This window comes from Psychrobacillus sp. NPDC096389 (assembly GCF_044762855.1).
Taxonomy (GTDB): domain Bacteria; phylum Bacillota; class Bacilli; order Bacillales_A; family Planococcaceae; genus Psychrobacillus.
Genome location: NZ_JBIWFB010000002.1, coordinates 300,308 through 312,648, shown reverse-complemented (window position 1 = coordinate 312,648; position 12,341 = coordinate 300,308). Strand labels below are relative to the sequence as shown.

Below are 12,341 nucleotides of genomic sequence, written 5' to 3'. Positions count from 1 at the left end.
TTTTCTCTAAAGCATTCAAAAAAGAGGCAAACATAATTGTTTACCTCTTCTTTGTTATGAAATCGATTTTATTTCTACGTCCATTTCTCCGCCTGGAGTTACGATTTTCACCTTTTCACCTATTGTTTTACCAAGTAAACCTTTTGCAATAGGTGAATCATTGGAAATAAGACCTTCTAGCGGATCAGCCTCTGCTGAACCTACAATTGTATATGTTTCTTCATCACCATCAGGAATTTCGATAAATGTTACCGTTTTCCCTAGTGATACAGTATCATTATTGCCTTCTTCTTCAATAATCACTGCATTTCGAATCATTGACTCAAGTGTAGAAATTCTTCCTTCTACAAATGCTTGGTCTTCTTTTGCAGAATCATACTCGGAATTCTCGGATAAGTCTCCGAAGCTTCTCGCAATTTTAATACGTTCTACGACTTCTTTACGTTTAACCGTTTTCAATAATTCTAATTCTTCTTCTAGCTTTTGTTTACCAGCAACGGTCATTGGATATTGTTTCTCTGTTGACACTTCCCATACACTCCTTTAAATACACACTTAAAACATTCTTCATGTACCATTCATATGCTGAATAATCGAATGATATGAATTTCATGAAATTATTGTCAATCACCAATCATCATATTATACAATAACGTCAGTTTCAAGAATTGTTTTTATTTTTGTAACCATTAAATCGATTGCCACTTCATTTTGTCCACCTTCGGGAATAATGACATCGGCATATTTTTTTGTTGGCTCTATAAATTGGTTATGCATAGGTCGAACGACTGTCAAGTATTGTTCCACGACTGATTCGACCGTACGACCTCTTTCATGAATATCCCTTAAAATTCGACGAATAATTCGTAAATCAGAATCTGTATCTACAAATAATTTTATGTTCATCAAATTACGAAGACGTTCATCTTCTAGCACTAGTATTCCTTCTAAAATGATCACGTCTTTTGGCTCTATCGTAATTGTTTCGTTCGAACGTGTATGCTGAGCATAATCATACACGGGTTTTTCGATTGCTTTATTATTCAATAGGTCATGAATATGCTCGATAAGTAAGTCATTATCAAAAGCAAGTGGATGATCGTAGTTTGTGTTTAAACGTTCTTCAAATTTTAAATGGCTTTGGTCTTTATAATAATAGTCTTGTTCGATTACTACGACAGAATGGTTTTTAAAAACATCACTTATCGCATTTGTTACACTCGTTTTCCCAGAACCGGAACCACCAGAGATTCCAATGATAAGAGGAGTTCTATTAGACATTATTTTAGCCCCTTTCTCATCATGTTATTTGGGTACAATTTAACCGGACATGTAAATTGTACTATTTCTAAAGGATGTCTTGCAGCATCCAATATTTTTCCTTTTGCATTCGTTATTTCACTAATTGTCATTCGAACATTTTCAATTTCTGGTCCGAAAAATTCTACTTCGTCACCTGGTTTAAAATAATTTCGCTGTTGAAGTGTCACTATTTGTGTATCCTCGTTATAATCTAACACGAGTCCGACAAAATCGTACCCTAGCTTTTTATCGTGTACACCGTACATTTGTTGTTCAAAACTTGGTTCGCCTTCGAAAAATGCCGTATCCGTTTCCCGGTTTGCACATTTTTCAAGCTCTGTAAGCCACGCTTGTTTCATCACAAAGTTTTCCGGATCTGCACAATATGCATCGATTACTTTTCGGTAGACACTAACTACTGTTGCGATGTAATGAATCGATTTCATACGTCCTTCTACTTTTAATGAATCAATACCCATTTCAATCATTCTTGGTATCGATTCCAGCAGTTTTAAATCTTTTGGACTCATCGCAAATGGAATATCTTTATCATCAAATAACGCTTGCTCTTCCCCATCGTTTTGCTCATATAAATCATAATCCCAACGACAAGATTGGCAACAACCGCCGCGGTTCGAATCACGGGCAGTCATATGATTAGAAAGTGTACATCTACCGCTGTATGCAATACACATCGCACCGTGCACAAATGTTTCGATTTCTATATCCACTTTTTCTTTCATCAACTGAATTTCATCACCAGTCGTTTCACGAGCGAGAACAACCCGATGCAGTCCTTCTTCCTTCCAATATTGAACGGCTTTCCAGTTGGATAATGATTGTTGTGTACTTAAGTGCAACTCCAGTTTAGGAGCAAAAGTACGACAAGTTTCAATAATTAGCGGATCTGCTACTATGATTCCGGTTACTCCGGCACCTTCAATCCCTTGTAGGTATTCTTCCAGTCCATCCATATTTTCATTATGTGCAAAAATATTGGTCGTTACATAAATTTTCGCCCCATACCGGTTCGCAAATTCGACACCTTCACGCATTTCCTCAATGGAGAAGTTACCTGCGTTTGATCGTAATCCGAATTCTTGTCCACCGATGAACACAGCGTCAGCCCCATAATGAACGGCAATCTTCAGTTTTTCTAAACTTCCTGCTGGCGCCAATAACTCAGGTTTTTTTGTAATTACGCGCTTACCATCTATCAATTCGCTTATTTTATCTAGTTTAGTGATTGTCACTTGTAACCTTCCTTTCTTAACTGTCCAGCTTCAGCGCCTTGCTCCTGCGCAAAGCTCGTCGCAGAAGAACGGTGCCCCTCGGGGTCAAATGTGAAAAAGCTGCTCCTGCGCAAGCTCGTCGCAAACAAAATCGCTTGTGGTGGCTGAGGAGCTGCCTCCTGGGCCCGCACGATGCGGGTCATGTCTGCTTTGCCACAGGATGTGGCGTACTTTGCAGACCTACCACATTCCCCATTTGCCTGTCAGAGGCCTGTACGAAGCAGGTCATACAGTCGTTGCGACACGATGTCGCGAATTTAGACTGTATTCCTTTAACATAGGCGCTTCAGCTTTTCTTAGTAAACTGTTTCTTTAAAGAAGAATCCAGTGTCTAATGGTCGGAGCGGAGGTTGTATTTCTTCTATTTTATTGAATAATTCTTTTTTTACCTTTTTGTAACTAGATGGAGAATCATAGTAAGCATCGATTGCTTGTCTGTAATAACTTGTTATAGTTGTGACATAGGTCGGATCTTGTAAAATCCCGTCTATTTTTAAACTATCTATTTCTGCATCCAACAATTCGTCCAACTCATCAATCATACACATATCATTTGGACTGAATATATGTGTGCCATTTTGATCTTCATAAATTGGGTACTTATTCCCTCGTTCTTTATCATGCAAAAACATGTTTTTGTTGTGGAAACGATTTTCAACTTCCATTGCTTTATCTTGGAATAAAAAATAGTTCCCAAGTAGAGAACGTTTTGATTGGAACATACAGGTCATGCCATGCACTTGCACTTCTATTTTTACATCCGCATTTTCTTTAATCTCCACTATTTCATCTAAACTTAGTTCTCGAGCTAAAACGGCACGATTTGACCCTCGTTTTCCCCAATAGTTAGCCGTAAAATAGTTTGTTGCTGTTTGTTCCGTATTCCAGTGTAATGGAATCGTAACATCTGCTTCCCGTCTAGCAATAATAACAGCGGGATCTCCGAATGTAATACCATCTACACCAATTTCTTGTAGTTTTTGCATATATGGAGCAAGCGCATCTACCTTGTCATTATGAAAAAGGCCGTTCATCGCCACATATAATTTCTTATTATGTTCTTTTGTTTGTTTTCTTGCAACTTTAATATCCTCAATTGTAAATTCTCCTGCTAAACGAAGACCGTAAAATTGCTCTCCAACTAAAAAAGCATCTGCTCCAGCGGTGATTAGTTCGGCTAAATGCTCTAAATTGGCAGGTGTAACTAATAGCTCTGTCTTGTTCATCTTATCACCTCTTAATACTTACTAACATGCCATCACCGACTGGTAGAAAGGCTGTGTCATAATCTGGATGATTCATCAGCCACTCCATAAATTGATGTTGGTTACGAACCATAGTTCTTTTTCGTCTTGGTACTTCACTCATCGGTAGTTCTGACAATCCATTTAACAATAAATTATCACAATAAATAACGCCCCCATCATTTAGAAATGGAGCGTATTTCTCAAAAAAGTTTCTATATTGTCCTTTTGCTGCATCGATAAAAATCGCATCAAATGTTTGATTGTCCAACTCTGCTTGTGAAATTTCTAAAGCATCCCCAACAATAACCTGTATACGATGTTGCAAGTTTCCTCGCTCTATATAATTTTTTGCAAGTTCCGCCTTTTGTTCATCTCGTTCTACCGTGACGACAGTAACTTCCGTTAGCTTTGTAGCCATACGCATAGATGAGTAACCGATTGCCGTCCCTAACTCTAAAATGGATGCAGGTTTTTGTAAAGAAAGAAGTTGAAGTAAGGACTCCATCCCTACTAACTGCATAATGGGCACATGGTTTTCTTTTGCATATTGCTCCATTTCCATAAAAATTGCGGAGCGAGGTTTTATAAAGTCTTTTAAAAATTCATCACTTACATTCATTCCTAGCGAGCCCCTTTTTTGTATGTAAAAAACATATCTTATAATAGCATAACAGGAGAAAGAATGCGACCTCATTCCTTCTCCTGCCATATATTATTTTAAAAATTCGTCTATCTTTTGAAGATGCTCTTCATAAGTTTTGGAAAAGTGATTTTGACCTTGTTTGTCAGCAAGGAAATAAAAATAATCAGTATCTGTTGGATTTAATACTGCTTCAATAGACGATATTCCTGCGTTAGCTATTGGACCAGGTGGTAAACCTAAATTCTGATATGTATTATATGGATTATCCACTTCCAAATCTTCAAATAGTACACGGTCTTTATGACTTCCTAAGGCGTATAAAACGGTAGGATCTGTTTGCAATGGCATATCAGTATCCAGTCGGTTATAAAATACACTCGCAATCGTTTCGCGATCAGTTTGTGCAGTCGCTTCTTCCTCGAGTAGTGATGCAAATGTCAATAACCAGTGAACTGTTTTTTCCTCTGTTTGCAAAAGGTCATAGTAGGCTGATACTGTTTTTTCCGTATTTGCAAGCATCGTGTCGGCTATTACTTCTAACGATGGATTTTCCTCGAAAAACGGGTAAGTTGCAGGATACAAATATCCCTCTAACGCATAACGTACATTTTCTGCTTTAATTTCTGCGGATAGCAGATTTGGATACTTAACCATCATTCGATCAACAAATTCGTCACTTGTTACGAGCGCAAAAAATTCATCGGCAGACTGACCTGTTTTCTTTTCGATTACTTGTCCAATTTGCTCCAAAGTTAGACCTTCAGGAATTGTCAACTTAAATAGCGGCTCTCTGTATACTTTACCAGTTTTTAAACTTTCGATAATTTCATCTAAAGTCATCGCTTTTGTTAAACTATACTGACCAGCTTGAAAATTAGATTCATTATTGAATTTGGCATAGTATTTAAATATTTTTGCGTTTTTAATAATCCCGTTTTTTTCTAATGTTGCGGAAATTGTATCCAATCCAGAACCAATTGGAATATCGACATTCACTTGCTCTTCTGAAGTTGGATCCATTGGTTCTAAAGCACTTTTCACATAGTTATAAGCAATAAAGCCGCCTATTCCGCCTACAATGAGGAGAAAAAGTACAATAGACAATACAATTCTTCTAACGAGTTTCACTTCTTTTTTCTTATTTTTCATCCGATCAAACATTATCTCTTTTTTTGATTCGTTTCCCACGGGTTCCCCCCCTTATTGCAATTCATTATACTAGATTATGACCAAAAAGAAAAAGGAGGAATGAGGAGAACCTCTTTCCTTCCTTTTTTCGAATGATTAATCTTCGTCTTCTTCATCTAAAAATGTATTTAACATTTCTTCGATCATATCCCATTCAGCATCCGATTCGATTGGAAGTAAGTCTCCATCTTCGCCTTCTTCGTTTGGCGTGAATGAAGATGCGTGAATTTCGATTGATTCGTCTTCATCTTCTTCCGCACCTACTGGATAATACAGTACATAGGATTTTCCAAACTCTTCTGATTCAAATGTAAATAATACGTTGCAAAGTTGCTCGTTACCATTCTCATCTACTACTGTAATATTTTCTTGACCATGGTCCATTGCAGTCACCTCATCTATTTTTTCTGTCTAGAAAGCCTTGTAATATCATTACGGCAGCCATCTTGTCAATTACCTGTTTCCGTTTTTTACGGCTAACATCTGCATCTATTAACATACGTTCTGCAGCCATTGTTGTCAATCTTTCATCCCACATTGTAACGGGAAAATTGTATTTATCGGTTAGTAGCTTCGCATAACGTTCGGATGCCTCTGCCCTAGGACCAATGGTGTTATTCATATTTTTGGGAAAACCAACAACGAATTCAGTTACTTCATGTTGCTTAACTAATTCATCGATACGTTCCAAACCAAAATTTAGTTCGTCTTCGTTAATTTTAATGGTTTCAATCCCTTGTGCCGTCCATCCCATTGCGTCACTTATCGCAACGCCAACTGTTCTGGAACCGACGTCTAAACCCATAATTCGCATGTTTAAGCCTCATTATTTCTTTTAATATAAAATTTCACCAATTCCTCTAAAATCTCGTCACGTTCAAGTTTTCGAATCATATTACGCGCATCTTGATGGCGAGGAATATAAGCTGGATCACCAGATAGTAGATAGCCTACAATTTGATTGATAGAATTATACCCTTTTTCTTCTAGTGCAGAGTGTACTTGTAGCATCACATGTTTGACTTCCTGTTCCATCGATTCTTCAGGAAAATTAAATTTCATCGTTTTATCAAATGAACTCATGATCAGCACCTCGCTTTCGATTTTAGTAGGCAACTTCACTTATCTGACTTTTAGTATAACCGAAATTGGAAATAGTATCAAATATACCAACATATCAAATCATCCCTGGCGTATTTGGCACATATTTTATCGAACTAGCTCGATAAAATATGTATTTTTAGCCGGAGATTACTACATTTAGCGAGGGCTTATGGCCCCTTGCTGAATACAGTTAGATTGTTTTCATATATTCGTAAACTGAAGATAGAGCGGACTCTAATTTGCTGCCATCTTTTGCACCAGCCATTGCGAAATCAGGGCGACCGCCACCTTTACCTCCACATTGTTCTGCTACTAGTTTGACGATATTGCCTGCATGATAGTTTCCACCAACTAAATCTTTTGTTACTCCTGCTGAAATCATGACTTTATCCCCATCAATTGCTCCAAGCACGATGACGGCTTTATCAAGTTTTTGCTTTAAATCATCCATCATTTGACGTAGCTGATTGTTATCTTTTGCATCTACTTTTACGGATAACACGGTAATATCGTTTATAATTTGAGCAGATGATAGAACAGATGAAGCTTGGCTATTTGCGATTTTTGCAGAAAGCGATTCATTTTCTTTTTGAGCATGTTTTAATTCTTGTAATGTTTGCGCTACTTTCGAAACAATATCTTTTGGCTGTGCTTTCAATAAGTTTGCTGCTTCAGCAAGTACATGTTCTTCCTCTTTAACAACTTCAAAAGCACCTTTACCTGTTACAGCTTCGATACGTCGAGTGCCTGCTCCAATTCCACTTTCTGATAGAATTTTAAAGAACCCGATTTCAGAAGTGTTGTGTACATGCACTCCTCCACATAGTTCAAGGGAGAATGAACCCATTTGAACAACACGAACGATATCGCCGTATTTCTCACCGAATAATGCCATCGCACCCATTTTCTTCGCTTCATCAATATTGTGGTATCCAGTAACTACCGGGATATTATCCCACACTTTTTCATTCACTATACGTTCAATTTTCTCTAACTCTTCTTTTGTAACTTGTCCAAAATGAGAAAAGTCAAAACGAAGTCGATCCGGTCCAACATAAGATCCCGCTTGATTTACATGTGTTCCTAAAACATCTTTTAGTGCTTGATGCAATAAATGGGTTGCAGAGTGATTTTTAATCGTATGTCCACGTAAAGATGAATCTACACTAGCAGTAACTGTTGCATCATTGATCATTTCTCCAGATTCAATTACTACAGTGTGTAAATTTTGTCCATTTGGTGCTTTTTGCACATCTTTGACAAATCCTCTAAAGGACTCATTTTCAATAATTCCATGATCGGCAATTTGACCTCCACTTTCCGCATAGAATGGAGTCTGGCTCAAAATGACTTTTACTTCATCACCTTCACTTGCTGATTTTACAAGTGCTTGTCCAAGAACAATTGACGTGATTTTCGTTGTAGTAGAGACTGTGTCATATCCAATGAATTCACTTTCATCATGGAGTTTACTAAATACTTCTGATTGTACTTGCATTGAATCGACATTTTGACGAGCAGCACGAGCACGAGAACGTTGTGCGTCCATTTCTGTTTTAAACCCTTCATGGTCTACCGTCATATTTGCTTCTTCCGCATATTCTTCCGTTAATTCAATCGGGAAGCCATATGTGTCATATAAAGTAAACGTAGTCGTTCCAGGGATGAATGATTCCCCTTTTGCACGTTGTTCTTCGATTACTTTTTCTAGAATCGCTAAACCATCATGCAGTGTTTCATGGAAACGTTCTTCTTCTGTCTTCATAACACGCATAATGAAATCTTGTTTCGCTGTAACTTCTGGATAGAAGTCTTGCATAATTTCTCCAACAACCGGAACAAGCTCATGTAGGAATGGTTTATCGATGCCAAGTTGTTTTGCAAAGCGTACCGCGCGTCGAAGCAATCTTCTAAGTACATATCCTCTTCCTTCATTTGATGGAAGTGCCCCATCTCCAATTGCGAAAGCAACTGTACGAACATGGTCTGCAATTACTTTAAAAGCAGTATCATCTTCTTCATTTTGGCGATATGTTTTTCCAGCAATACTTTCTGTCTGGCGAATAATTGGCATAAACAAATCCGTATCAAAGTTTGTAGGGACATCTTGTACAACACTTGCCATACGTTCCAGACCCATACCAGTATCAATATTTTGTTTCGGTAGTGGTGTGTATGTGTGATCTGGATTATGGTTGAATTCAGAAAATACTAAGTTCCAAATTTCTAAATAACGTTCATTTTCTCCACCTGGATATAATTCCGGATCATTTGCATCATTTCCGTAACTTTCCCCGCGGTCATAGAATATTTCGGAGTTCGGACCACTTGGACCTTCGCCAATATCCCAGAAGTTTCCTTCTAGACGAATAATTCTTTCTTCTGGAATACCAATTTCGTTTCTCCAAATATTATATGCTTCTTCATCTTCTGGATGAACCGTAATCGATAATTTTTCTGCATCAAAAGCAATCCATTTGTCATCTGTTAGGAATTCCCATGCCCATTCAATTGCTTCTCTTTTAAAGTATTCACCGATAGAGAAGTTTCCAAGCATTTCGAAGAATGTATGGTGTCTAGCCGTTTTCCCTACATTTTCAATATCATTTGTACGAATTGATTTTTGCGCATTCGTAATACGTGGATTTTCTGGCACGACACGTCCATCAAAATATTTTTTTAATGTTGCCACTCCACTATTGATCCAAAGTAAAGAAGGGTCATTGATTGGCACAAGTGGAGCAGATGGTTCTTGTGTATGTCCTTTTTCGATAAAGAAGTCTAAATACATTTGTCTAATTTGAGCGCCTGTTAATTGTTTCATCCTAATTCCTCCTTAATTTGTTGAAATAAAAAAAGCCCTCATCCCAAAAAGGGACGAAAGCTATTATTTCGCGGTACCACCCTAGTTACATATCAGCTACACCAATATGTCTCTTAAGAAGCCTTAACGCGGCAAACGGCAGGTTTTAACTGCACTCAGGAGTAGCTTTCCTACATGTTATGCACTGAGGATTCTTCCAGCCATGAAATCCCTCTCTTGTCAGGTAACAAAAGTACTTTCTCCGTCAACATTTTATGATATGCAATTGATTATAAAAAACAATCGCCTTAATGTCAATTGTCAGTCTCCATAAATTGATAAGGTGTAATTCCTTTCATACCAATTAATGGATCGATTAAATGATAATTATCTGCTGTTAAAAAAGTTGTTTCAACTAGGACTTCTGTAGGTTCATCGGAATCCACAACTTCCGATTCAACTGGTTGTTCTACTGGTTCTTCACTTCCAGTTAATCGATCTTTGAGTGTTGTGAGACGTTGAAGATCATCTGTCCGCTCCACGCCATACTTAAAAGTTTGCGGATCTCCGCATAATATGAGGAAGTTTTTAGCTCTCGTAATTCCTGTATACAATAAGTTTCGACGTAGCATTTTCATGTAGCTGCGCGTCACAGGCATAATAACCGTTTGGAATTCACTACCTTGTGATTTATGAACAGAACAGCAATAAGCTAATGTAATTTGGTTTAGATCATTTTTTTCATACGTAACTTCTGTACCATCAAATGACACAACGAGAATTTCTTTTTTATCGACGGTTTCAGCTGCTCTGAAAATGCTTATAACTTCTCCCATATCACCGTTAAACACATTGCTTTCCGGCTGGTTGACAAGTTGTAGCACTTTATCACCTATTCGGTAGATCGTTTCCCCAAAAACCATTTCTTTTCGTTTACCGTCTGGATTTGGATTGACCATTTCTTGCATCATTTTATTTAACGCATCGATTCCAGCGGGACCTCTATACATTGGCGCTAACACTTGTATATCACGGATAGAATGACCTTTGGATAAAGCACTTTTCAATACTTGTTCCACTACTTTTGGTATTTGTTCAGTGGTAGCTTTGATAAACGAACGGTCCCTCGTTTTATCTAATAAAGTTTGTGGAACCAATCCTTTTTTCATTTCATGGGCTAATTCAATGATAGAAGAACCTTCTGATTGGCGATAAATATCTTTTAGTTCGACTGTTGGAATCCGCTTAGATGCCAGCAAGTCTTTTAATACTTGCCCAGGTCCAACTGGAGGCAACTGATCTTGGTCCCCTACAAAAATAACTTGTGCATCTTTTGGAATAGCTTTTAACAATTGGTGCCCCAGCCATGTATCTAGCATGGAAGTTTCATCTATGATGATTAGTTTACCTTCAATTTCATTTCCTTCTGCATCGTCATCCTCTTGACCAGTAAATCCTAGCAGACGGTGTATCGTCATTGCAGGTAATTCAGTTGACTCACTTAGACGTTTTGCTGCCCTACCAGTTGGTGCAGCTAACACAATAGGAAATGGCTTTTTGTCTTTTGCCCATTCTTTTGGATCAAGCGAAAGCCCATGAAGTTCCCCATACAATTCAACGATTCCTCGGACAACCGTCGTTTTCCCAGTACCTGGTCCCCCCGTTAATAACGTCATACTAGCGTTTAATGCCGTTTCAATGGCTTTTACTTGGGTAGTTGCATATTGTACGCCTAATCGCTCTTCTATCGCGCCTAAATGTTTTTTCATCTCGGCCAGCGGAAATTTGTGATGTGTGTCATTTTCTCCGAGCAAAGTTTCAATTTTTGAAGCAATTCCAACTTCTGAATAATAAAGAGAAGGAATATAAAAACGATTCACCTCTCCAACAATTCTGCTTTCTTCCGCAAGTTCGATGCAGCATTTGGAAATCGATTCAAACGGAATTTCTTCCCTTTGAGCACTTTCTAGTAACTTTTTCACCGATTCCAGCAACTGCTCTGCATATAAAAAGACATGGCCTTCACTTAAAGAAGCAGTTTGCAATAAATGATAAATAGCCGCTTTAATACGATCCGGATGATTTCCTTTAATACCTAATTTATAGCCAAGTTCATCGGCACGGACAAATCCGACACCTTCTACTTCTTCGATTAAACGGTATGGATTTTTCGTTAAAACAGTAATCGTTTCTTCTCGGTATGCTTGATATACTTTCATCGCAATTTGAGGTCCAAAACCCCATTCATTGAGTTGGATCATTACTTTTTCTAAACCAAGATTTTGTTCTAAAACGGATCGTAACGTTTGTTTTTTCTCTTCGGCAAGGCGTGGAATCACATCTAATGCTTGTGGGTCGTCCAATATTTTATTGATTGCATTTGGACCAAGTTTTTTTACAATCGTTTCAGCTGTTTTGCGCCCAATTCCAGGAAACATATCACTCGATAAGTAATGGACAATTCCTTGCTCTGTCGCTGGTACTTCTTTTTGAAATGTTTCTACTTGGAACTGCACACCATATTTCGGATGGTTTTTAATAAATCCAGTAAATTTATATGCTTCTTCTAATACAAGTGAGGGGAAATAACCAGTGACGATTATTTCTTTTTCGGTGTATGTAGTATTCGTAGATTTTATTTTTAATTTGATGATGGAAAATAAGTTTTGGGGATTATGAAAAATAGAGACGATAGGACGACCCGATATAAACTGCTTTTCACTGTTCATTTCGTTTGTCATACTACCGCCTCCAAAAATTAT

At 37.8% G+C, this 12,341-nt stretch carries 11 protein-coding genes and 1 other annotated feature; all 11 genes read right to left on the bottom strand.

Annotated elements, in window-relative coordinates; all coding sequences use genetic code 11:
• Positions 1-54 precede the first annotated feature (54 nt).
• The 11 genes from greA to recD2 all read right to left on the bottom strand — a co-directional run bounded on the left by greA (position 55) and on the right by recD2 (position 12,320).
• Positions 55-528, bottom strand: a complete 474-nt coding sequence (gene greA, locus ACIQ38_RS07745; RefSeq protein WP_142538254.1) for a transcription elongation factor GreA — start codon at positions 526-528, stop codon at positions 55-57.
• Between the two features lie 114 nt (positions 529-642).
• Entirely contained in the window at positions 643-1,281 is a 639-nt protein-coding gene (udk, locus tag ACIQ38_RS07740) for a uridine kinase (protein ID WP_402820473.1), read from the bottom strand.
• The gene (locus tag ACIQ38_RS07735) at positions 1,281-2,555 is read right to left on the bottom strand and encodes a peptidase U32 family protein (RefSeq protein WP_402820470.1); all 1,275 of its coding nucleotides are present in this window, start codon (positions 2,553-2,555) and stop codon (positions 1,281-1,283) included. Before ACIQ38_RS07735 ends, udk begins: the two co-directional genes overlap by 1 nt.
• Before the next feature lie 335 nt (positions 2,556-2,890).
• Positions 2,891-3,820 (bottom strand): peptidase U32 family protein, encoded by a 930-nt coding sequence (locus ACIQ38_RS07730; RefSeq protein WP_402820467.1) that lies wholly within the window; start codon positions 3,818-3,820, stop codon positions 2,891-2,893.
• Between the two features lie 4 nt (positions 3,821-3,824).
• Positions 3,825-4,460, bottom strand: coding sequence for an O-methyltransferase (locus ACIQ38_RS07725; protein WP_402820464.1), 636 nt, complete (start codon positions 4,458-4,460; stop codon positions 3,825-3,827).
• Between the two features lie 93 nt (positions 4,461-4,553).
• On the bottom strand, positions 4,554-5,672 hold the full coding sequence (gene mltG / locus ACIQ38_RS07720; protein ID WP_402820461.1) for an endolytic transglycosylase MltG: 1,119 nt from the start codon (positions 5,670-5,672) through the stop codon (positions 4,554-4,556).
• A 96-nt stretch (positions 5,673-5,768) separates the two neighbouring features.
• Entirely contained in the window at positions 5,769-6,056 is a 288-nt protein-coding gene (locus tag ACIQ38_RS07715; protein ID WP_402820458.1) for a DUF1292 domain-containing protein, read from the bottom strand.
• Positions 6,057-6,066: 10 nt separating this feature from the next.
• Complete coding sequence (ruvX, locus tag ACIQ38_RS07710; RefSeq protein WP_402820455.1) at positions 6,067-6,486, bottom strand: Holliday junction resolvase RuvX; 420 nt, start codon at positions 6,484-6,486, stop codon at positions 6,067-6,069.
• 2 nt (positions 6,487-6,488) lie between these two features.
• Positions 6,489-6,755 carry an IreB family regulatory phosphoprotein gene (locus ACIQ38_RS07705; protein WP_093266172.1) on the bottom strand — a complete coding sequence of 89 codons (267 nt, stop codon included), beginning with the start codon at positions 6,753-6,755 and terminating at the stop codon, positions 6,489-6,491.
• Positions 6,756-6,966: 211 nt separating this feature from the next.
• Positions 6,967-9,600: an alanine--tRNA ligase gene (alaS, locus tag ACIQ38_RS07700; protein WP_402820451.1), complete on the bottom strand. Its 2,634-nt coding sequence runs from the start codon at positions 9,598-9,600 to the stop codon at positions 6,967-6,969.
• 46 nt (positions 9,601-9,646) lie between these two features.
• Positions 9,647-9,857 (bottom strand) — a binding site (T-box leader).
• Positions 9,858-9,893: 36 nt separating this feature from the next.
• The gene (gene recD2 / locus ACIQ38_RS07695) at positions 9,894-12,320 is read right to left on the bottom strand and encodes an SF1B family DNA helicase RecD2 (protein WP_402820448.1); all 2,427 of its coding nucleotides are present in this window, start codon (positions 12,318-12,320) and stop codon (positions 9,894-9,896) included.
• Positions 12,321-12,341: the final 21 nt, after the last annotated feature.

Excerpts from the sequence above, each read along its gene's own strand:
- ACIQ38_RS07715 (WP_402820458.1), bottom strand. The coding sequence starts at position 6,056 with ATGGACCATGGTCAAGAAAATATTACAGTAGTAGATGAGAATGGTAAC.
- udk (WP_402820473.1), bottom strand. The coding sequence starts at position 1,281 with ATGTCTAATAGAACTCCTCTTATCATTGGAATCTCTGGTGGTTCCGGT.
- ruvX (WP_402820455.1), bottom strand. The coding sequence starts at position 6,486 with ATGCGAATTATGGGTTTAGACGTCGGTTCCAGAACAGTTGGCGTTGCG.
- ACIQ38_RS07725 (WP_402820464.1), bottom strand. The coding sequence starts at position 4,460 with ATGAATGTAAGTGATGAATTTTTAAAAGACTTTATAAAACCTCGCTCC.
- ACIQ38_RS07705 (WP_093266172.1), bottom strand. The coding sequence starts at position 6,755 with ATGAGTTCATTTGATAAAACGATGAAATTTAATTTTCCTGAAGAATCG.
- alaS (WP_402820451.1), bottom strand. The coding sequence starts at position 9,600 with ATGAAACAATTAACAGGCGCTCAAATTAGACAAATGTATTTAGACTTC.
- recD2 (WP_402820448.1), bottom strand. The coding sequence starts at position 12,320 with ATGACAAACGAAATGAACAGTGAAAAGCAGTTTATATCGGGTCGTCCT.
- ACIQ38_RS07730 (WP_402820467.1), bottom strand. The coding sequence starts at position 3,820 with ATGAACAAGACAGAGCTATTAGTTACACCTGCCAATTTAGAGCATTTA.